The sequence below is a fragment of the Chitinivorax tropicus genome, assembly GCF_014202905.1.
Taxonomy (GTDB): Bacteria; Pseudomonadota; Gammaproteobacteria; order Burkholderiales; family SCOH01; genus Chitinivorax; species Chitinivorax tropicus.
Genome location: NZ_JACHHY010000030.1, coordinates 3,802 through 26,347 on the forward strand (window position 1 = coordinate 3,802; position 22,546 = coordinate 26,347).

Genomic DNA, 22,546 nt, shown 5'->3' on the forward strand with positions numbered 1-22,546 from the left:
GCGCATCTGCCTGCCAGCGCCCCAACACCACGCTCGGCCCTTCGCTGTACCCAGCACCGTTCGCCAGCCATTGCTTGGCCACCGCATCGCCATTGGCATCATGGCGGATCTCCAGCAGGTCTTGCCGACCATCTCCGTTGAAGTCCGCTTCCAGGAAGCGGGTATCTCTCAGCAAATGCAGTGGCAAGTCGGGATGATGGATGATCTGCCGGCTCTGGAAGCGCTCGATTTCACCCAAGCCGGGGGTAGCATCATAGATGCGGGTGCCGATGACCCGACCCAATGCATCGTATTGAGTTTCCTCTACTACCCCCCGTGGATTGACGGTGAACGCCAACCGGTCATTGGCATCATAAACGTAGCGAGTTGTCACGCCATTGGCGTCGGTCTTGCGGATCAAGTTGGATTGTGCGTCATATTCGAAGTGGGTGGTCAGCCTGAACCCTTTCGGATCAACGACACGGGTCACTAGACGTCCCAGGGCGTCATAGCGGTGCAAGGTGATCTGTTCCACCCCTCCAGACTGCCCCTGTATGATCTTGGTCTGTTTGCCTCGGCCATCCCATTCATAGCGGGTTTCCTGGGCAATTCCCGCTGGATCCTTGATCACCCGCCAAATCTGGCCTTTGCGATCGTAGTCGGTTTGAATCTGTCGCCCATCTGGATCGGTCTCGGTGATGCGCTGGCCAAAGGCGTCATAGTCATAACGGGTGGTCAGTTTGAGGCCTGTGGGATCAATGGTTTTGCTGAGGACACGACCAACAATGTCGTACTGATAGCGGATCGCATTACCAGATGAGTTGGTTTCCAGGGTAAGCTGCCCTCGTCCGTCATAGTCTCTGGTCTGCGTTTGTCCTAAAGCATCTATGATCCGTGTCAGTTGACCATTCCGGTTGTATTGGAATTCTGTTGCCTGTCCATTACCATCGACCAGGCGTAGGTTGTCGCCATGACGGTTGGTGCGGGTAATAGTGCGGATATTGCCCGGCAGGGTCTGGATCAGCTCACGTGCCTGGGTGTCATATTGGTAAGTGCTGGTCTGATTCAGGGCATTGGTGACGCGTACCTCCCGACCCCAAGCGTCATATTCAAACCGGGTCGACCCACCCAATGGGTCGGTCTGTACCAGCACACGCCCCAGACGATCGTATTCATAATGAGTAGTATGACCATGGGCATCGGTATGAGTCAGGCGACGACCAAAACCATCATAGCGATCTTGCATCACCAGGTTGAGACCGGTGGCGTCCTGATAAGTGGTGATGCGATGCCCTTGAGCATCATAGGCGTAGTGTTCGGCGCTGGTCTGCTGGTTGCCCAGATCACGAGTGATAGACAGCAGCTGGCCAAATGCGTCATAGGTCTGACGGGTGGTATAGCCCAGGGCGTCGGTGGTGGACTCCAATAAGCCAGCAGCGTTGTAGCCATAGCGGATCGTCCGGTCACGTTGCGGATCGATCAGGGCAATAAGGCGGTCTTGTAGCTCTCCGTCCACCAAACCACCCAACAAACCAGCCACACTGATACGATTGGCATATTGCTGGCTCTCCTGCAGCTGGCCCAGAGTGTTATAGCGGTTGACGCTGACTTCGCCCAGAGCGTTGATGACGTGGGTCTGTCGGCCTGCAGCGTCATAATAGTAGAGTGTGCGGTGGCCTTGGGCATCAGTCTGGCTGAGACGGCGCCCAACCAAATCGTATGCATAGTGAGTGGCATGGCGCGCCCAAACTTGTTCGACTTCATCCGTGGTTTTGGCAGCCAGCAGGTATTCGCTGCCTTCGCCATCCAACTCTGCCACCAAGCGCCCCATCACGTCATAGCGGCGGGTCTGTTGGCGATGCTCATCAGTATCGGCAGCGGTTTGCTTTGCTAGCAGACGCCCCGCTACGTCATAGGTATAACGAGTGATGGTACCTTCTGCATTGCGGGTTTCGAGTAACCGATCCGCTCCATCATAGCGATAGCTGGTTTGTCGATCTGCAGGGTGCGCGGCAGGGCGGAGTGTGGCCAATGTGGTCTGACCAGGCTGAACCTGTGTAGCATAGCGGGTCTCGGTCTGCTTGTTGCCAGCTGCGTCGTAGGTCCATTCGGTCAGATAGCGTTCGGCATCCAATTCAGCGATCAGCCGCCCTTGCCCATCATAATAGCGATAGTTGTGTTGGTCTTGCTCATCTTCCACCGGCAGCAAAGTTGCCAGTGGCTGGCCTGTCAGCCAGAGCGAATCCTGCGCCAAGCGGCCTACCTCGATCGGTCGTGCAAAGCGGGTTACCTGGGTCCGTCGCCCCGCCGCATCATAGGTATATCGGGTGGCATAGCCTGCCATGTCGAAACTGGCAACCAGTAAGCCATCATCATCGTAGACCAACCGGGTCAGCCGGTCGCCTATGGCCGCGCCCGGGCTGGGGACGTCCTGGAGTAGGGTTTGATCATGTGTAGAGCGCACAGTGCGCAGGCTGCTGGTATCAATCTGCTGCGCATAACGAACACTCGCCAGTTTACGGCCAGCGCCATCATAGCGGTATTCGGTAACTTGTCCTGCATTGTCGATCTCTTTGACCAACTGCCCCGACTGATCATAGATCCACCATTGGTGACGATCTGCCGCCGAGATCTCAGCAAATGCCATCCCCACTTGCGTGATATCGACCAGTAGAGGCTTGCCCTCACCATCGACCCATTCGCTGACCGGGGTACCGGTCGGTTTGGCAAAGGTGACCTGATGATTGAGACGGCCAGCATAGTCATAGTAATAAGCAATGACCTGCCCCTCACTATCGACTTCACCATTCTTGCGACCGGCTTCATCATAGAAATACCATCGATATTTGCCAACAGCATCTTCCACCACCCGCAATTGGCCAACCACATCATAATATCGTCGCTCACTCCCCAGCTGGCGGCCACTGCCATCTTGTTGCTGGATGAGAACCAGATCCCCCTGCTCATCGTACAGCTGAGTGGTGATCAGCCCCTGAGCTGATTCGATATAGATCTGATGTGCGACATCGTCATACCGGGTGCGGGTCAGCGCACCATCACCATCCCGGCTCAGCGTCAAACGCCCCAGACCATCATACACATAGTCATTGACATGGCCCACCTGACATGGATCGATCTTTTTCAGGAGTCGACCACTGGCATCATAAATGTATTCAGTGCGGCTTTGTCCGGCTGCCATTCCCTGACCCGCCGCATCCGTAACCTGATAATGGGTCTCTGCCGCCAACTGCCCACGGAAGTCATACTGATAGTCGATCCGCTCCAACCTGGTCAGGTCTTGGTTGACCGCCCAGTTGGTCAGCTGGGTTTGGGTCAGGTCTGTGTCTTGACCCACCTGGCTCAGGTCGTAACGGGCTGTTCGATACCGTAGGGTACTCAGTCGTTGCCCTTGTGTGTTGTATCTGTGTTCAGTGACCCGGCCCTCAGCGCTGATATCAAATCGCAGATGCCCTTGATTATCGTAGACATAACGATGCACCGATTGCTGACCGAGGACATCGAAGGTCTGCGCGTCAGCAACACGATATTGGTAGCGGGTTTCCGCCACCAACCGATTAGCCCCGTCGTAACGCCGGGTGAGGCGCAGGCCGCTGGCGTCGCGCTCTTCAATCAAGTTGCCGGCTCCATCATAACGGAACTGCCGGGTCTGGCCTTGGGCATCGGTCTGGCTGATCAACCGACCTTGTGCGTCATAGCGGTAGTTGACCTGTTCTTGATGTTGCCACCAGCCATCCGGGCTGCTGACTTGGCGACTTATCGCGGTCACCCGGCCTGCCGCATCATGGCGGTAGCTGACCCGCTGCCCCAGGGGATCGGTGAGGATCGTCTCACCACCTTGGCCCTGCTGGTTCTTGAACAATAAGCTAGGCGGAACATCCAGCAGGGTACCCGCTTGCAGATCCGGGGAAGACAAGGCTCGTCGCAAAGCATCGGCAGCTCGGCTGTTACCATATAGATGACCTGCTAACAGCTCCCAGGTGTCACCAGCCTGCACCACATACCGGCCATCCTTTAAGGCCTGCGATTCGACCCATACCGTTTGATATTGGTCACGTGCCGCCTGATCCTGATAGCTGAAAGTCGTCACCCGCCCTGCACCCTCATCAATCTTGCCAAGGCGCCAGTCACCAGGCTGGTGCTCGATGTAGGTGAATTGCATGGTGGTGCCGTCGGTCTGGTGCAGACTCGACAACCGTAGGCTATCTCCCTCATAGGTATAGTGGGTTTGATAGACCGCACCATCCTCAATCTTGTCGTCTTCCGGGCTCAAATCAACGGTCAAGGTACTGAGTCGGCCCTGCGCATCATAGCTGTAGCGCGTACGGATCTGTTCCGTGCCATCGACCAGTTGGCGACGAATCTGTGTCAACAGCAGACCATCATAATCCAGGTAGACACGCTCACCACTGGCTGTTTCCACGTGGCTCAACAAACCTTCTGCGTTGTAGCTGTAGTGCAACGACTGACCATCCTGATCAGCCGTTTCCAGCAAGCGCCCCTGATGATCTGCATCGTAGCGCTCGCTTACCGTACCAGTTTCGTTCCGCCAGTGCCATTCACTGCCCTGACGGGTCAGGCTGCCACGCTCAACTGCCAGATCGTCGCTGAGATAAACTTGGCTAGACAAGTCGTACCGGTAACGGACTTCACTACCATCTTCACGGATCCGGATCACAGTGCTGTGCATTTGATTCAGCGCACCACTTTCCATCCGGATCTGTTTGTAGAGTCCCACCCGCCAGTTGTCGTGGTTATCATCATCCAGCTGTCCTTGGCTGTTGTAGGTCCGCAGTACCCCCAGCCCCAGCCCTCGACCTTTCAGCCAGTCGTCACGATCTTGAATCACCAGGTTGCCCGTCGCGACATTCACGTGAATGCCCGTCTGCTGTTGACCAAACTCCACCCGCCCCGATGCGGCTTGCAGCATGCCGGACAATATCCCCAGCTGACTACCGTTCGTGATCGTGACCATGTTTCATACTCCCTGAATTTTCTTTTTGATTTGACGCCACGTGGTAACACCCGACCACGCCGCTAAATTGATTTGAGTCAGCCCAATCTGATGCGACTACATATGCCCTCACCAAGTGCAACCATGCACATGCATCACACGCTGACCTATTCTTTTCCATGCCCCGACACGGAACGCAAGGAAAAGGAATCCCCTCGCAGGCTATCCAAAGCCTCGCGATTCCATTTAGATTGTCCTGTCAACGGAATATAGGGATGCGGTGCCTGTTCACATCAGGCACAACCTCGCTAGTTGGGTAAAGTAGGCTCGTCGCCCAATTGATTCAGCAGCGCAACCTGGTGATTCACTTGATCACGCAATTCATTGGCACGCAGCACATATAGGTTGTCGGGAGCCACATTGGCTATCAACTTGTCCAGCCATGTATTGGCTTGCGACAGATCCCCGGCCTGCGAGGCCAACAGCGCGCTATAGAACAAGGCAGGGGGATGGGCTGGAGCTTGCTCCAGCACTACCTGCCAGTACTGCCCTGCTTCCCGGGGTTGCCCCAGGTCGTAATGCACCATACCAAGTTGGAAGGTTTCTTCCAAGGCACCTGGACGATGACTCAGGTATTGGGTGAAATAATCCAGTGCCCGCTCCAACAGGCCTAGCTGGGCGTAGAGACGAGCGACCATAGACAAAGCCATCACCGGGATTGGGCCTTCCATGGCCAACACCCGCTTCAGCTTCGCCAGCGCTGCGTCCAATCGATCCGAATTCAGATCACGTTGCGCCAGCGCCATTAGTTCTTCCATATCAAATACATCCAATGCGTCCATGGTCTTTCCAAATTACATTGCAGGTCAGCCCTTGCTACCCTGCCAATTACGATTTCGATTTCCTGCCCGGTTGGTTGCGCAAGACTTCTTCCAAAGTGCCTGTGCCCAGGGTTGGCAGATCCGCCAGCGCTCGCTGCAGGATAGCCTGGGCTGTCTCGCTCTCACCACGTTGTTGTGCTTTCAGCAGTTCCACATACCGCACCGCCATGCTACCTGGTGCCAATCGGCGTGCTTTGGTCAGCCAAGTCTCCGCTGTCGCCAGGTCCCCTCGCAACCAAGCCATCAGCCCCAGCCCACCATGGCTTTCACCGAAGTTCGGATCCAAGTCATAAGCACACTGGAAGCTCTGGTCGGCTGCCGCCAAATCACCTTGCAACAGCTGCGCCCAGGCCAATGCATGCCACGTACCAATATGGTCGGACATATGTCGGACAGCCTCTTCCAGCGAGGCACGACCTTGCACCAGATCGTGCTGTGCCAAGTGGGCAACACCCAGTCCTGACCAAGCACGACCATTATTGGGCTGCCGCGCCAAGATACGTTCAAACTGCAAAATGGCCTGACCTGGCTCACCCTGCCCAATCGACAAAGTACCCGCAGTCAACAATGCATAAGGTTGATCTGCCTGCCATTGCAAGGCTTGAGCTGCCCAATGCTGACTGGCCACGGGTTTGTCGTGATCAAGTAGCAAGAGAGCCAACATACCAGCCAAATCGGCATCACCTTGCCGATCAGGCATCAGCTGTTCAGCCAGCGCAATCGCAGCTTCCAGCTCACCCAGTTGGTGCAGCGTCAAAATATACAGGTGAGCAGCCTGCGGCAAAGCCAGCCAGTCAATAGGCACCTCATTCAACAGCCGCTTGACTCGGGCGTAATCGGCCTGTTGGTAGTAAGCAAACGCCAAATTGTAGCGAAGAGCAGGATCATCTTGCTCTGCCAGCAAGCTGCTCAGTAAATCTGTCGCCAATATCCAGTCTTGTTGCTGAAAAGCCAACAAGGCGCGTAGGTTACGAAGACGAGGGTGAGTTGCCTGCAGCGTCAATCCATGGTCAAGCGTTTGTTCAGCAAGCGCGAATTGCCCGAGACTCAGACTGAGATCGGCTACATCGCCCAGCAACTGTAGATTGTCTGGGTCGAAGGTCAGGAAATGTCGATAGCGTGACAGCTGGGCCTCACGCTCGGCCTGGGTCGCGCTCATGTGCGATATGCCGTTAACAGGATATGGGCTTCTGCCCCGCTTTCCGGACTCACCCCGTCGGGGGTGGCTTCAGCATCGCTTGGTTGTGTCGCCTGCTGTGCTTCGACATTGCTTAGGATACGCTGCATCTCCGCCAGCAACGGCGCATTGTCCAGACCCGTCACCAAACCTTGCCTCAAATGCTCAATGGCTTCGCCATAACGCTCATAGGACAAAGCCAGCAGCCCGTCACGGAAGGATCGCAAGGCATGCTCGACCGGCAGGTAATCCAACCCAGCCCATGTCACTTCACCAGCCTGCTGCTCGCCACTTAATACCTCCAACAGCCCCAGCTGGAATACGGCAATGTCAAACTGTGGATTGAGCGCCACCGCCTCTCGCATCCAGCGCTTGGCATCATCAAACATCTTGATCTGGGCATACTGCGCACCCAACAGAAACGGAATCTCAGGCCGCATCGACACATCGTCCGGCTCCTCGCAGGCCTTTGCGTAAGCCTGTTTCAAATATCCGATCGACAGATCGTAACGCTCCCGACCACTCGCCTCCAGTGCCAGATGCAACAACTCTTCCACATTCAACATCTCTTCCAAGGTCTTTTCCTTCACGCAGTTCAGGTCTTAGGACTAATATATCCTGATGAGGCGTGGCACTGTATAGTCCAAATCAAATTTTAGAGACAAATCCACCACGAGCTGCACAAAATGTTGACCATTGCCATGCTCAGGTAAAACCATAACCCAGGGTCTGTTCACAGTAGCTGATTTGTGTTTACTCCTTGGAATCTGGGTGTAATCCATGGATCGGGTAATGTTGAACGATGAACAATGGTTACAAATTGCCGATTTACTTCCTGGCAACTCGACAGACCAAGGCGGGAGAGCGATCTCACCCAAGGCGTCGCCCTCGTGGAAGACATGCCAACCACCGCAGTGATGGCTGACAAGGGCTATGACAGCAATAAGCTGGCCGGTTGCATCGAAGCAATGGGGCTCTTGCCAATACTACGGCCCATCGCAACCGGAAGCACAAGCGGCCTGTCGATGAGTACCTTTATCAAGCACACCATCTCGCGGCGTGCATCTTCAATCGCCTCAAGTAGCTCCGTCGTATTGCCCCCAATACAACAAACTCGCCAGTCGATCTAATGCCTTCCTGTATCTCACAAGTGCTTATATCTGGTTACCGTGGACATGCACTAGGCCCACCACCACACCAGCTGCTGCGTATATCCAAAGACTTCCCCTGCTCTCGCGGTCAAAATGGATGCGAGACTCCTGCCAGCGAGACACATCCAAGACAATAGGCACCATTTTGCCAACCAGTCTTCATACAATGAATAAATTGACATTCCCAACATCCCGCTCAACTCAGCAAGCTTCTCACGCCAATCGATCAAGTCACCTGGCCCAATCGTCCTAGCGACCTGCCCACACCACCAGCCCCTCAAGGCAAATTTTGAACGCTGACAGAGATTATTTTTAATGCCTCATAACAGGCATAACCCTGACAAGCAAGGGATTTTTTTTATCTTAATTTGTTAAAAATCAATGAATTTACATGCGTATTTTACAATACGCGATATATTTGCGGGGCGCATATTCCTACACAGTAATGGTGACACTAGGTCGGTTATTTAATTGTGCATTGCAATATTCAATGCAAGGGGCTTTTTTTGCCCGTTGTATAGAATTGACCCTTCTAATCTGTGGTTTCCATTACTATCAATCCAAAAAATCAAAAAACACCAAGGTAAGGAGACCTTATATGTTGACCCCTCCACTGTCTCGAAGCGTGCTATGGGCATTGGTAAGCAGTCTTTGCATTGGCACCACGGTCTATGCCGATGCTGGCGTCAGCCGCAAAGATCTGTCAGCTGACACAGATGTGCCTGAGCACATCCGCTATTCCATTCCAAATTTATCTCGACAGCAGATAGCATTACCCAAGCAGAGCTTGCGCAAATCTGCGATGGCCTTAAATGCCAATGATTCATGTCTGGATTATGCCAAAATGGCTGAGCAACGTGGGGTGGCATTGGCCAACTATGTTGCTGATTTGAAAGACGTAGAGTGTACTTATGGCTTATTCTCCGCTCAGAATACTATTCGGAGTAAGTTGTATACAAAGGAGAATTACGAAGCTGTTGCCACACGGCTAAGTCAGGAAGCAGCTCGTTATAATGCAACTACGCGCGCTGCTGCCAATTTGATCCTTTTCTTGAGGGCTGGCTTACTGGCCGCTGACTCGCACAAGGAATTGGCCCCGCCAGCCAACTTCAACAGTCAAATTCGCCCGGCGATTGATTCGCTACTTAGCAGCCAATTTCTACTGGCTCAGAATGCTGCTGCGCCTACAACAGCCTCAGAAGTACTTTATCTGATTACCAATCTTCATCAATATGAGCCGTATCTACCTCGCATCAGGCAATTGATTGCATCACTGACCAATTCACCAAATAATGTGAATGCGGCAGATCAGATGAGTCATGTTGAAGCAGAAAGAGCATTTTCTGCCATATTGACTGTTTATTATTTTGCACATGGGCATGAAGACGCAAAAGCGCTTTTCCTGCAGGATGATTCCTATTTCACGGCTCTCAGGGACTTTCTTGAGAAGAACCCCAGGCTGCTGGATTCGCCAAATCTTACTTTCCTTTTGAAGGATACCGCTGGAGAGCTGTTCCGATTCATGCAGTACCCATCGCTCCGGCCACGTGTATCACCGATCATCAGAGATTTTGTAAGGAAATATCAAATCACCGGCAAAGATCGGATATTGTGGGCCCCAGCGGTAAGGGCGGTTCGGGTTTATGATAAGGATAATTGCAGCTTCTATGGCACTTGTGATTACAAGCAGAAAATCTCAACTGCTGTTCTGGTCAACAATTATACTTGCAGCCCCACGATCAGAATCAGGGCAGAGGAGATGACCCAGCAACAGATGCAATCTACCTGCCAGACGTTATCTACTAAAGAATCATACTTCCATGAGATGTTCCCTACCAAGCGTACTCCGGTAGCGGGAGACAATAATAATCAGTTGGAAGTAGTGGTATTCGATAATAAGCTCAATTATACGTTATATGCAGATCTGATATTTGATATAGATGTCAACAATGGTGGCATTTATATTGAGGGCGATCCGAGTAAGAGTGAAAGTCGCTTTTTTGCATATGAGGAGTCCTGGGACCCTGCCAAACTCAATATCAGAAATCTTGAGCACGAATACACTCATTATCTTGACGCTCGATTCAATATGAAGGGTGGTTTTCAAGATTACAAATCTGTCACGCCGACAGCATGGTGGATGGAGGGGGTGGCTGAATATATTGCCAAAAAGAATGACAATCAACCTGCCATTGATTCAGCCAAAACCAATAAATTCCGCTTGAGTGAGATTTTTGAAAACTCCTATGATATGCCGGTCTGGGATGAGAACCGAGTTTATGATTGGGGTTATATGGCCGTTCGATTCATGAATGAACGTCACCGCAGTGATCTCGATTCCATGCTGTCCAAGTTCCGCACTGGTGATTATGCTGGTTATAAAAAGGATAAGGAGCAGATCGGTACCAGCTACGATGCCGAGTTCGTCAGCTGGGCGCAAACCGTAAGCACCACCGGTGAGCCACCCCTGCCCAGATCTACACCAACTCCGCCCCCAACCCCCACCCCAACACCAGCTCCGACGCCCACGCCAAATTTGCCGGACTGCGGTGATCGGCGAGTCCTTGAGAAAGGTTGTATCGTCCGCAATCTTTCAGGTGATCAGCGTCAACCCATCTATTTGTCAATCTGGGTACCGACTGGCGCCAAAAACCTGAGGATTCAAACCAGTGGCGGAAGTGGCAATATAGATGCTTATTTGGCGACAGGCTATTACCCAGATGCAAACAGATTCCAATATAAGTCCATGCAGCCAGGTAATAGCGAGAGCTTCAATATTCCATCTCCTGTTGGGTTCGCATGGTACAGCATGACCTTGACAACCAGTCAGCCGATTTCTGGCATCAATGCTTGGATGACGTTTGATAATTAATCAACTCTGCTGCCTGTAATACTGACTGACACTGGGTAATATTTGTCCAGTGTCAGTCTTATGGTTGACCATATCGAGAGAGTTGGCATCTCAACTCTGGTCATCTTCTGGTGAACCCATCAGTGTGAGTTTGGCGTTGAAAGCAACAAAAGGATCTGTTGCATCAACGTATTGCATGGCGGATTTAAGATCTCGCCAGCCCACATATTGCATGAGCGTTTTGATGTCCCATCCATTTGCAATCGCCCAATTTGCAAAGCCACGCCGCAATGAGTGACTGGTGTAGGACTCCGGTAACGCATTGCCGCTTTCAGCAAGTACCCTTCTCAACAATGGGACAATACTGTTGACATGTAGCCCATCGGGTTTGATTCGCCCCCAACGATCTACGCCCCGAAACAGCGGCCCTGCTTTCAGCCCCGCCAGCGCCAGCCAAGCCTCACATGCATCGACAGGGCAAAGTGTTTTCAAGGCAGGAACCTGATAACGTCGCCCTCGGTTGTCTCGATCTGCTTTTGACGTGGGCAAAAAGCAAACCATGCCACGCCCGGTCTGGATCTGAATATGCTCAATCCTCAGTCTGACCAGCTCATCACTTCTGAACCCACGCCAGAACCCCAGCAGCAGCAAAGCCTTGTTACGCACATGCTGCAAGCAGGGCTGTTGTGCATCTGACCGCATAATCTGTTCGTCCAACCAACTGACCGTTTGTGTCAATACATCCAATTGCAGTGGTTTGGCTTGTCGTTCGACATGTGTATGGATCATGCGGATGCCTTTCATGATCTTTCGAACCAATGGGGCTTTGGTCGGATCTGGAAAGCCTTGGGACTGATGCCACTGGCCCAAAGCCGCCAGGCGCGATTTAAGTGTATTGCCGGTCAGAATCGCTGCATGATCAGCCAGATATTTGGCAACATCTTCTGCCGTGGCGGGCAAAAAACCACCCCATTCCACCTCGTAATGGCGAATGGCTGATTGATAACTGCGCTTGGTATTGATGCGCGTTGCTGCGTCAATATAGTAGGCCAGTCTTTCCACTGCAGACTACTCCAAAAATGGTCGTGTAAATAGTCTTGATCAAGCCTTACGAAACCGGTGCGTCAAGAAGGCATGTGACGTATTTTGTCGGAATAAAGCAATTTTCGTCAGTTTGGCGATGATATTTTCCATTTAAAAACAATAATTTATGCGTTGTGCAAATGCAGCCTTTCGAATTATACTTCTCGCCCACTTGATTGATTCCACATGTAAGAACATAGCAGTAACTCACATGAGTAGTAGCGGTGGCGTTTTCACTGGCACATCAGAAATTCATAATTTTCTCAATATCTTGATTACACTTCAAAGGGAAGCAGGCATGCGAAATTGGGCTGTTCATTTTAAATCAAACCTTTACACAGTAGGTGTTGCAACAGTAGTAGCAACCAGCTTGGTAGCATGCGGCGGAGGCGGTGGTGGTGATTCATCTCCAGCCGGCAGCACAACCCCTCCTCCAACTTCAACACCCACACCTACACCCACACCTACACCCACACCTACACCTACACCTACACCCACACCTACACCCACACCTACACCTACACCCACACCTACACCCACACCCACACCCACACCTACACCTACACCTACACCTACACCTACACCTACACCTACACCTACACCCACACCTACACCTACACCTACACCTACACCTACACCTACACCTACACCTACACCTACACCTACACCACCGGGGGCGACGGCGGATAAACCAAGTGGTTGTACCGCCCAACCGAAAGTCGCGCAAGTTGGCCCATTCAGAACCTATGCAGGCGATTGCGTATTAAGCTACCAACTTCAGCCTAATGACTTCCAAGCACTACTGACCCAAAAGGATGGCATCCCCACCTATGACACAGGCAAGGTCACAAGTGAATTCAAGAAAGTGTTTTCTGACCAATATGACTTCATATTCTTGGTGATTGACACGCCAGAAAAACCAGTCGATATGGCCTATGGCTACTACATTTCATCCTCCCGAAGCACGCAGTCATGCACTGGCTCAAGCTGCCCGAGATTGCTGGGAACAATGCACATCACCTATTTGACAGATGCTGTCCGAAATTCCCCTGTCCTGCACGAAATCATGCACCAATGGGGCAATTTCTTTCTGCCGACTTCCGATAGTGGTCACTGGGGGTTTTCAAGCGTCAATGGACAGCTTGGGGGGTTTGATAAAAGTACCTTGAAACAGGTGGCAGCCAATACCTGGAAAGCATCCAACAGCAAGGGAAATGGCTTTGGTACCAATGCGAATGGCGGCAACACCCTGCCCTATTCACCACTGGAATTGTTTGTGGCTGGTTTGATGACAGAAGATGACTTGAAAGAGTCTGGTTTATTGCCCATCAAAGTAGCTAAAAACCCACAATGGGCAGGGCAAGGTGGTCAATTTATTGCAGATGGCTTTGATGAGTATGACTTACAACAGCTCAAAGATATGCTGGCAAAACAGAAATTCACAGCCAAGCCAATGCGCAAACAATCTCGCGCAGCTGTCATCGTGTTGACATCCAAAACAGCGCTGAGCGACGACGACGTAAAAACTTTGAACGGATCAATTGAGAACTTCACACGCGCTGGCGACCCAGATACAAAGTGGTCAGTAAATGGCTTCTACCATAACTTCTGGATGGCAACGAAGCAGGCAAGCGGTGGATCAGCAACACTTTCGATGAGTATTGTCAGCCAGGGTGCCAAGTAAGTCTAGATTCTGTTCAGCCATAGACCCGAGCTAGAATATTACAAAGGTAAAGGCCAGCACTTCCAAAAAGTGCCTGGCCCTTCTCCCAAGGCGATATAAATCATTATTTGTTATGCAGGCACGGGCCTAGCAGATAAGATTCAGCGGCCTGCTTGTTGCCATTTCCGCACGTAGTTTGGCTAGCGCACTCTGATGCAATTGAGATGCACGGCCTCGCGTCACGCCCATGATCTTGCCGATCTCCTCAAAACACAATTGCTGCATATAGTGATATCGAATGACTTGTGCTTCCCGGTGTGGAAGCTTTGTCAGCAAAACATGGAGATGTTTTTTCAATTGGAATAGCTCCAAGGATGTATATGCAGTCGGCGCAGCAACTTCCTCCGTCACATACATTCCATCTTCCTCCAGCATCATGCCAAGTGCCAGCCCAATTGCGACGCTAGCAATTCGCTCAAATGAGGCCATTACCTGGTCAGATTGGGATGAGGCCTTGGTATCAATGGAATGAATCCGCTCACGAATACGCTTTTGAATTTGTAACTGCTTTTGTCGCTCAGTGTAATGTTCCAATCCATTGAGAATGGCACCATTGATCCGATAACTGGCATAGGTCGTAAAAGCAGCATTGCTTGTATGATCATATCGATCAACTGCTTCTATCAGGCCAATGGAAGCCAATTGCAGGAAGTCCGAGAAATCAATCTCGTCAGTAGTGCGCTGTGCATACAGTTTGGCTGCAAGCATCTTTGCGAAGGGCAGGTAATTGCCAATCAACCGTTCCCTCGCATCTGTACACTGCGCGCGCGCCTGCTCCCAGAGTACCTGCTCTTCAGCTTTATCCCATTTCTCCCAGGATGGCGAACTATTCTGTCGCATCGTCTGCAGATATTACTTACTTGGCGAGGTATGCTAGTGAAATGTACCCAGCAAAGCCCGAATCAGGATATTCCAACCATCAATCAGCACAAACATCAACAGTTTGATCGGTAAGGAAATAGTCATGGGTGGTACCATCATCATACCAAGCCCCATCAGGATGGCAGAGACGATTAAATCAACCAATAGAAATGGTAGAAATACCATGAAGCCGATCTGGAAAGCAGCGCGCAATTCCGACAACATGAAAGCAGGGATCAACTGCACATTACTGATGTCGTCGATGGTTCTAGGTTGTGGGCTATGTGAAATGTCAACCATCAACGCCAGATCCTCTTCCCGTGTCTGTTTGACCATGAATTCACGAAATGGCTTGAAGCCTCGTTCCATAGCTTGCTCGGTACTGATCTTTCCTTGTAGATAGGGCTCAAATCCTGTCTGGTTCGCTTCTTTGAGAGCAGGCGACATGGTGAACAATGTCAAAAATAGCGCAAGACTGATCAGTACTGTATTAGGGGGTGTTTCCTGCATCCCCATTGCATGTCGCAACAGTGACAACACGATGATGATACGAGTGAATGCGGTCATGGAAATCAGGATGGCAGGTGCCAAGCTCAACACAGTCAGCGCCAGGAGCAACCTAACCGAGTTGGCAGCATCCAGACCTTGACCAACAGACCGAATTTCCAATCCGGGCAAACTGATGCCACCTGCATTGGCTGCAAAAGTCGGACAAGAGATGAATGTGATAAATACAGCAACCACCACCAGCACAACACGGTGGCATTTCAATTCAAACATCGATGGTTTTCTCTTCTTGACAAGGTGGGCATTGACGATGTCGTTGCAGAATGGTAACGCCATTGGCGTTCTCCGCAATCAACAGATCTGTTTCATCAAAACGAACCACTAGGAGCTGAGTACCGGGTGATACTCGCAGACGCTCCTGCAGAACCAGGCGCTTGGATGGCCGCATTGAACCCGTGATCTTGAGACCATATCGTCGGATCAATAAAGCGATTCCCAGCGCCGATAGGCCCGCGATGGCCAGAGCACCAACCATACGCGCCACCATACTATCTTCACCAGGTGAGGGGCGCTTAAATGGAATGGATGAACCACCTACCGAAGGAGGAGATTCGATGGGGGCGGCTTCAACCGTAGCCGCCCCCATCAGCAGGCAAGCAGTCATGATGGCCGGAAGCAAATGACGCATCAATTTTCCTGGGGTAGCTCAGTGATTCGGACACCAAAATGATCACCCACCGCAACCAGTTGGCCTCTAGCAATGACGTGATCATCCAATATCAAATCAACCGGCTCATCAATCAGCCTATCCAGCTTGACGACTGTATCTTCCTTCATTTGCATCAAGTCTGAAACCAGTAGATCTGCATTGCCAATTTGAGCTGCCAATCTGACCTTGACGTTGCGGATAACAGTCGCATTCGATCCGAGTAATGATGCACCAGCTTTCACAGGATTCTTCAGTTCAGGCAGATCAACAAGTTGCGTTGTGTTTTCAATAGCGTTGCTGTCGTTATTATCACTCATGGTCATCACCATCTGAAATTTATGCTTTCAATTTAATCAACGAGATAGCGCGATGGCCATGCTGCTTGCCAGGGTGCCCCTGGAAAATGGGTTCGCCTTTGTCATCACGGACCAATAACGGCTTGTCTAATGGTTGCTCCAGTTTCACCACATCACCCAAATGCAGGGTCTCGATCTGTCCCACTGTCAACTCCACCTGGCCTAGCTCGACTTTCAGTTGCAGATGTTGCTTACCAAGCGCCTGCCGCCATGACTGATTTGGCCGTCCCAACGAGCGGGTATTTGGCATTGGCAGTCCAGTAGCCACAATATTCAGGGATCTGCCATTGGCCTCGACCCAGCAGATCAATACCGCATCTGCCCCAGGTTGAAATATCTCATCAGCCAGTACTACAGACTTTTCGCGGCATTCGGCTTGATAGGGCACCTCGGAAATGGCACAAAGCACCTGCTGTAAGAAGTCCATCGCAGCCTGTTTAGCGACAATAGGCGCAAGCCCAGACTCCAGATGGCGATCAGCCAAAGATGCCTGGCGACGGCTTGCAAATAAAAGCCTATCGCAGAACTGCTCTAGCTCATTCCCTTTCACCAGAAGTGACAACCCGGCTTGACCGGTCCAGGCCTGCCAAGTCCCCTGGCGATCATGGCTTTGCAACATCAGCGGCGAGTGGATTTGCAACGTATCCGGAAATTGTACACCCCAGCTATTTTCCCATTGCTGAACAATCGCATGGATTCGTGATTTCAATCCGGCAATATATGACTGGCTGAGGAGGAAAAATGGCCTTACGTCCACTTAACGATGCCCCTTCATGTCGAATAGCTGTTGAATCATTTCGTTGGCAGTACTTACCATTTGCGATGATGCCTGGTAACCCCTCTGATTGAGAATCAAGTCACTAAATTCTTGGGACAGGTCAACATTTGACACCTCAACTGATCCGCCAATTATCCGATCTTTGCCATTTCCAGCAATATGGTAACTGAGCGCGTTCTGATTTTTGATCAGGAATTGATTTGCTCCCTCTTGCACCAGCTCGCGAGTATCACTGACCTCAGCCAAAGCCAGTTGGAATGGTTTGTCGGTTTGTCCGTTGGAGTAGGTCAAAACCAATTTACCATCGGCATCAAATGTGCGTTTGATCAACGAACCAGATGCGAAACCATCTTTCTGAGATATGCTAAGTGACGATGTTGCCCCCAAGACATCACCACGGACATCTGGCCCTAATGTGAGGACAGCCGTCGAGGGCACAGCGCCTGCCGGTGTGAACTTCAAGTCAATGGTATCCGCACCTGCCATAGGCTTGAGGTCTTTTATCTTGAAACTACCACTTGCAACAGTAGCAGAACCCTCCGTTGCAACTACCGTCCAGGTGATGGGGTCTGAGGTATTGTTGGCTTCCTTGGTAAAAGTCAGCTTCAGTTGGTGTTGCTGGCCCGCAGAGTCGAACACCCCAACATTTTCCATTGTGTAGGTGGTTGATGAAGGATTCAAGTTGCCCGATAAAACCAGCTTGGTTGAGGCTTGAGGCGGATTGGTACGTTTCCCATCCAGACGGATCTCATCCAGACGCCCCCCTTCCGCCAGCGCCATGACCCTCTCCCCCCCATTGCGGCTGACCAATACACCATCAGCGTTGAAATCAAATTGGCCAGCCTTGGTATAAATCAACTTATCTTTGGCATCCTTCAATACAAAGAATCCTTGACCATCAACCGCCAAATCGAGCTCGTTGCCAGTGCTTCGAATGTCACCCGTCTTGAAATTGAGGTTGGTACCAAATGTTCCAACTCCGTGTCCTGTTCTTCCTTCCCCCAAACCTTGCTGACTGCCCTGATAGAACAGATCGGCAAACTGAAGCTGTGAACTTTTGAAGCCAGGCGTATTCAGATTGGTGACATTATTGCTAATCACCTTCAAACCACGGGAATAGCTGGATAAACCTGACATCCCAATAAAAATGGTATCAATCATAATAGACCTCGTAATAGCTATCGAACGGACAACAGATCGGCAAATGTAATGCCAGTAAAAAGCTGTCCATTAGCATTCAATGTCATGGTGGGCTTGCCATCCACCAGTGTCAGGGAAGAAACCGTCCCAACCACCTTTCCTGATGCCGTTTGTGCCTCGATGGTTTTGCCCAACAGCCCGATTGTCTGACTCGTAGACTGAATACTCAGAAGTTGATCGACCCTCTCATTGACTTGGCGGCCCGACTCAAGTGCGGAGAATTGTGCTATTTGGGCAACGAACTCCTGATTATCCATGGGCTTGAGGGGATCTTGATATGTAAGTTGAGTTAACAGGATTTTAAGTAGATCTTGCAAACCCAAGCCGGCCCCCTGAAGGTTGGCTGCGGCATTACTGATGGAGTTGATGGCCATAATGTGTCATCCAAGCGATTGAATGGTGTGTTCGACTAACCGCTGGATTTCATCCGGCGATAGCTTATTTGAATCATTGATATGCTGGGCTGTATCTGTTTGACGCCCAGAGGATAATATTGCTCTACTGAATGTGCCGTCTAGTTTGACTTTCTGGCCATTCAATGTCAGCTCGCTCAACTGTAGACCCTGCTGCCCCAGCTGCTCTTTGAGAGCATCTATCAACATGCCTAACATATTGGTGTTGAATTCACTGTCACGAATCCAGACTCGGACTCCTTCAACAGACTGAAATAGATGCATATGTCGTTTTGCCCAAGGCTCCCCCGCCACTGTTTTCTGACCAGACACCTCTGCAGACTGGCTAATAATGGATTCAGGCTGATGATAGTGCGCCGGCGGTGTTTCCATTGAAATGAGCTGGGCTCCGAAGTGACGGTTTTCTGAGGCGTGGTGATTGAAGCTGGCGACAATAGGCTCCCCTCCCTGCGGCTGCTCACCTGCGGTATGAGCAGTGGATGAATTCAGATATACACTTGGTACCCATGTACTGAAGCTGGGTGTAGCCAACGAAGGGGTCACTACATTCCTTACATTCACCCAGTTTTCGGCCTCAGCCGTCATCGTAGTTGGTCTTGATGAAGGCATGAAAGTGTCGTTCTTACTCTCAGTTTCAGCTTCGCCCTGCTGATTGTCATTTTCTGTGAGAAAGTCCGTCCCTAGGTCAGGACGCATTGCCGCACCATGCCTGTTCTCCGCCTGCCGCATCTGATGAGGGGTGTGTAGCAATGCCAATTGCGCTTTCTCCAGCTGATGCAACCAAGTATTCTGTAGCTGCTGCGCATCTGGGCCCTGCCCTGCCATCAAATGGCGCACAGGTAATTCATTCTTGATCCGCATTTTTCACCGACTTCCAATGTGCTGCTTGTAGCCATGCCTCGTCCAGTTTTGCAGCCTCCTTGGCCGCCATGCCTTGGTCAAAATCGCGTAGCGCGCGATCATGAAACGCATCCAGGCCCATCAGGTACCGATGTTGAGTGGTATATCGTTGTAAAGCCTCATCACGCAATTGCTCCGCAGTTTTCACAGCTTCACTAGCAGCCTGTCTTTCGGTATGCAGCTGACCGAGATATTGCAACCACAGCCCCCTCGTGACAGGATCCAATGCGACGGTCGCATTACCGGCACCACGTAGCAAATCGAGCGTGCTGCCAAATGCCTGATCTGCTTGTAGAAATGCATCCATTCGCAGCCTCTCCTGAGCCGCAAGGTCAAGCATTTCCCGTTTCTTCTCCTCAAGTTCCCAGGCGCAAACCTTATGGTAGGATTCAAGTGGATAGCGAAAACCACGCCGATCCTTCACTGCATTCCTCCAACGCAGATCTGATGTAGCTGCTCAATCGCTGCAGCACGCGAAACGTGCTCGGTTGCCCCTTGACAGAGCAATGCGCTCAATGCGGGGATGATTTTGATGGCCATATCGATTTCCGGATTACTTCCAGAGCGATACGCTCCGATATCGATCATTTCTCTATTGCGTTCGAACACCGCTAGTTGTGCGATTGCTTGGCGTATCACCTTAATGTCTTGTGGTACCACCAGATCTGTCAGCAACCGGCTTGCACTTTGCAGAATGTCGATGGCTGGAAAATGGCCGGTATGGGCTAATTTACGAGAAAGTACAAGATGGCCATCCAGTGTGGCGCGTAACATGTCAGAGATGGGTTCGTTGAAATCATCCCCTTCGACCAATACCGTATAGAGTGCAGTAATCGCCCCACCCGAGTCAGCTGTACCACAGCGCTCGCAAAGTTCCGGCAGCTCAGCAAAGACAGAAGGGGTGTAACCTCGTGCGGTGGGGGGCTCCCCCGCAGCTAAGCCGATTTCCCGTTTGGCCATGGCAAAGCGGGTGACGGAATCCATGGTCAACAAAACCTGCTTGCCATGATCCCGAAAGAACTCAGCAATCGACGTTGCTGCATAGGCGGCCCGCGCACGAGCCAGGGCGGGCTGATCAGCTGTCGCGGCTATGACGACAGAGCGCTTCAGACCCGATTCGCCCAGATGGTTCTCGATGAATTCCTTTACCTCTCGACCTCGCTCACCAATCAGGGCGATCACATTGACATCCGCCGATACATGACGGGCAATCATACCCAGCAAGGTGCTCTTGCCGACACCACTTCCTGCAAAGATGCCCACCCGCTGGCCTTGCCCTAAGGTAAGCAGGCTATCAATCGCACGTACGCCGGTTTCGAGGATATGACGGATACGAGGGCGTCGAAGTGGATTCAGTGCAGGGCTGCGTAGTGGTCTACGCTGTTGCAACACTGGCATCAAACCACCATCCAAAGGGTTGCCAAATGCATCAATCACCCTGCCCAATAAAGCGTCACCAACTGCGATGTCTGGCAGTTGGCCAGTGGCATAGACTTCACATCCAACGCCCACACCACGGGTGTCACCATATGGCATCAGCACGACTCGATCTTCACGTAGGCCGATCACCTCCGCACGAAGCAATGCACCTCCATGCCGAGGGATGATTTCACACACTTCGCCTATTGCCGCATCTGGCCCTCTGGCTTCAATGCTCAAACCCGATAGATTTGCTATGGAACCGATGCGCCGGTAGAACTTTGCAGCTGAAATGGCTTCACGAAATCGTGAGGTCACTGCTTGTCCCCTCTAACACTAGTACGCAACACTTTGGCTAACTGCTCAAGTTGGTGATCCAGCCTTGCGTCCAGCTCCCCCAGTGTGGTTTCCACCACGCAGCCACCCCGTGGCAAGGTATCATCGGCTAGCCACTGTAATGGCAATGCGCTCACCGTGCTCCGATCGCCATATTGCTGCAACATGGCCAGATCATCACCATTCAATCTGACAGCAAGGATACCTCGTTGATTTACATGACCCAGGGCTTCTCTGACCATTGCGTCAATGGCATCGGGCTGCAGTAGACGTTGACTGGCCAGCTTACAGAGTACCTCAAAAGCGATTGCTGCAGCTTCGGTTTCAAGTATCAATTGATCTTGCTTACATTGGGCTAATAGACGCTGCCCAAGCTGCTCCACTTGTTTAAACAACTCTGCATGTCGTTGCGCGGCCTGATCTTCACTTTTTTTCAACCCAGCAGCAAATCCAGCTTCATGTGCCTTGGATTTGATCGCCTCGGCTTCAACTTGAATTGCTCTGATCGCTTCTTGTTTCGCCAAATTGACTTGTCGATCAAATTCCACCTTATCCAATCTAGGTTCCGGACTGGGTGATTTCTGAGGGGCAGCAGCGCCTGCTGCTACATTGCCTTCGATAGGTTTGGTTGGTTGTGGCTGCGGATTTCCCACCGCGTGTCCAATTAGGCGAGAACCAACGACCCGCTTTTCTGGTAGAACTTGCGGTTTGCGGATTATGGGAGCCATTTTCGGACCCAACGTAACAAGGGAGACGGGGCACCTGCAGAAGCTTCAGGGGCACTTCGATCCAATTGCTTAGGAAGCGAGATCGCCTTGGTTTGCAGTGCTTTCAACAAAGCCAAAGCAAATTCCGCTGGCACAGGGGATTCAGCATGCAAAGCGCTAACCAGGGCTACTCGTCGATCCTCATCCAAGCTCGACAGCAACGACGCTTGCCAGGGCCAGGGACCTAATCTCAATAGTGGCACCAACATCCAACCTGGTTCTTGCCTGAGAACAGATATGATATGGGACATGGGTATCTCGTCGAGCTGCTCTTTGAAGCGAAGCGCTGTATCCGAAAGTGCGGGATGTGCCAGCGTCGGTTTTACTTCAGGTCGGATGATGGTTGAAGCCAGCTCTGGGTCTGCCGGTATCCCCAATGACTGCAATTCCTTGAGATAGCATTCCAGCTGCTGACGTTCAGCATCATCGAGTTGCGACAGAATCCACTGCTGATCTGCTGTGCCAAGCGCATACAAGCTCAGT

At 51.6% G+C, this 22,546-nt stretch carries 19 protein-coding genes; 2 read left to right on the forward strand and 17 right to left on the reverse strand.

The genetic code is table 11. The features are described from left to right. The 4 genes from HNQ59_RS17505 to HNQ59_RS17520 all read right to left on the reverse strand — a co-directional run. Positions 1–4,972 (reverse strand): DUF6531 domain-containing protein (locus HNQ59_RS17505; protein WP_221320282.1); only part of this gene is annotated, 4,972 nt, incomplete at its 3' end. A 287-nt stretch (positions 4,973–5,259) separates the two neighbouring features. After that, positions 5,260–5,793 carry a tetratricopeptide repeat protein gene (locus tag HNQ59_RS17510; protein WP_184041691.1) on the reverse strand — a complete coding sequence of 178 codons (534 nt, stop codon included), beginning with the start codon at positions 5,791–5,793 and terminating at the stop codon, positions 5,260–5,262. Positions 5,794–5,839: 46 nt separating this feature from the next. Beyond that, on the reverse strand, positions 5,840–6,991 hold the full coding sequence (locus tag HNQ59_RS17515; RefSeq protein ID WP_184041692.1) for a tetratricopeptide repeat protein: 1,152 nt from the start codon (positions 6,989–6,991) through the stop codon (positions 5,840–5,842). Continuing rightward, complete coding sequence (locus HNQ59_RS17520; RefSeq protein WP_184041693.1) at positions 6,988–7,599, reverse strand: tetratricopeptide repeat protein; 612 nt, start codon at positions 7,597–7,599, stop codon at positions 6,988–6,990. The genes HNQ59_RS17515 and HNQ59_RS17520 overlap by 4 nt, the downstream gene beginning before the upstream one ends. Before the next feature lie 952 nt (positions 7,600–8,551). Here HNQ59_RS17520 and HNQ59_RS17525 point away from each other — a divergent pair. Continuing rightward, a complete protein-coding gene (locus tag HNQ59_RS17525; protein WP_184041694.1) occupies positions 8,552–11,032 on the forward strand; it encodes a M9 family metallopeptidase in 2,481 nt (826 codons plus the stop codon). 90 nt (positions 11,033–11,122) lie between these two features. Here the strand turns inward: HNQ59_RS17525 and HNQ59_RS17530 are convergent, their stop codons facing one another. Next, complete coding sequence (locus HNQ59_RS17530) at positions 11,123–12,073, reverse strand: tyrosine-type recombinase/integrase (protein ID WP_184041695.1); 951 nt, start codon at positions 12,071–12,073, stop codon at positions 11,123–11,125. A 1,030-nt stretch (positions 12,074–13,103) separates the two neighbouring features. Here HNQ59_RS17530 and HNQ59_RS19510 point away from each other — a divergent pair. Beyond that, positions 13,104–13,778, forward strand: a complete 675-nt coding sequence (locus HNQ59_RS19510; protein WP_221320283.1) for a hypothetical protein — start codon at positions 13,104–13,106, stop codon at positions 13,776–13,778. A gap of 126 nt (positions 13,779–13,904) precedes the next feature. Here HNQ59_RS19510 and HNQ59_RS17540 read toward each other — a convergent pair whose 3' ends face one another. The 12 genes from HNQ59_RS17540 to HNQ59_RS17595 form a co-directional block, all read right to left on the reverse strand. Continuing rightward, entirely contained in the window at positions 13,905–14,657 is a 753-nt protein-coding gene (locus HNQ59_RS17540) for a sigma-70 family RNA polymerase sigma factor (protein ID WP_184041696.1), read from the reverse strand. Positions 14,658–14,690: 33 nt separating this feature from the next. Beyond that, positions 14,691–15,458 carry a flagellar type III secretion system pore protein FliP gene (gene fliP, locus HNQ59_RS17545; RefSeq protein WP_184041697.1) on the reverse strand — a complete coding sequence of 256 codons (768 nt, stop codon included), beginning with the start codon at positions 15,456–15,458 and terminating at the stop codon, positions 14,691–14,693. Then, positions 15,451–15,873, reverse strand: a complete 423-nt coding sequence (locus HNQ59_RS17550) for a flagellar biosynthetic protein FliO (protein ID WP_184041698.1) — start codon at positions 15,871–15,873, stop codon at positions 15,451–15,453. Before HNQ59_RS17550 ends, fliP begins: the two co-directional genes overlap by 8 nt. Beyond that, on the reverse strand, positions 15,873–16,211 hold the full coding sequence (locus tag HNQ59_RS17555) for a FliM/FliN family flagellar motor switch protein (RefSeq protein ID WP_184041699.1): 339 nt from the start codon (positions 16,209–16,211) through the stop codon (positions 15,873–15,875). The genes HNQ59_RS17550 and HNQ59_RS17555 overlap by 1 nt, the downstream gene beginning before the upstream one ends. A gap of 19 nt (positions 16,212–16,230) precedes the next feature. Then, positions 16,231–17,007 carry a FliM/FliN family flagellar motor switch protein gene (locus HNQ59_RS19945; RefSeq protein ID WP_184041700.1) on the reverse strand — a complete coding sequence of 259 codons (777 nt, stop codon included), beginning with the start codon at positions 17,005–17,007 and terminating at the stop codon, positions 16,231–16,233. Continuing rightward, on the reverse strand, positions 17,008–18,189 hold the full coding sequence (locus HNQ59_RS17565; RefSeq protein WP_184041701.1) for a flagellar hook protein FlgE: 1,182 nt from the start codon (positions 18,187–18,189) through the stop codon (positions 17,008–17,010). Positions 18,190–18,206: 17 nt separating this feature from the next. Beyond that, complete coding sequence (locus tag HNQ59_RS17570; protein ID WP_184041702.1) at positions 18,207–18,602, reverse strand: flagellar hook capping FlgD N-terminal domain-containing protein; 396 nt, start codon at positions 18,600–18,602, stop codon at positions 18,207–18,209. A gap of 6 nt (positions 18,603–18,608) precedes the next feature. Further along, entirely contained in the window at positions 18,609–19,502 is an 894-nt protein-coding gene (locus HNQ59_RS17575) for a hypothetical protein (RefSeq protein WP_184041703.1), read from the reverse strand. Further along, a complete protein-coding gene (locus HNQ59_RS17580) occupies positions 19,486–19,965 on the reverse strand; it encodes a hypothetical protein (RefSeq protein ID WP_184041704.1) in 480 nt (159 codons plus the stop codon). Before HNQ59_RS17580 ends, HNQ59_RS17575 begins: the two co-directional genes overlap by 17 nt. Further along, positions 19,962–21,278 carry a FliI/YscN family ATPase gene (locus tag HNQ59_RS17585; RefSeq protein WP_184041705.1) on the reverse strand — a complete coding sequence of 439 codons (1,317 nt, stop codon included), beginning with the start codon at positions 21,276–21,278 and terminating at the stop codon, positions 19,962–19,964. Before HNQ59_RS17585 ends, HNQ59_RS17580 begins: the two co-directional genes overlap by 4 nt. Continuing rightward, positions 21,275–21,844: a FliH/SctL family protein gene (locus HNQ59_RS17590; protein ID WP_343074318.1), complete on the reverse strand. Its 570-nt coding sequence runs from the start codon at positions 21,842–21,844 to the stop codon at positions 21,275–21,277. The genes HNQ59_RS17585 and HNQ59_RS17590 overlap by 4 nt, the downstream gene beginning before the upstream one ends. Positions 21,845–22,011: 167 nt before the next feature. Further along, positions 22,012–22,539, reverse strand: coding sequence for a hypothetical protein (locus HNQ59_RS17595; protein WP_184041707.1), 528 nt, complete (start codon positions 22,537–22,539; stop codon positions 22,012–22,014). Positions 22,540–22,546: the final 7 nt, after the last annotated feature.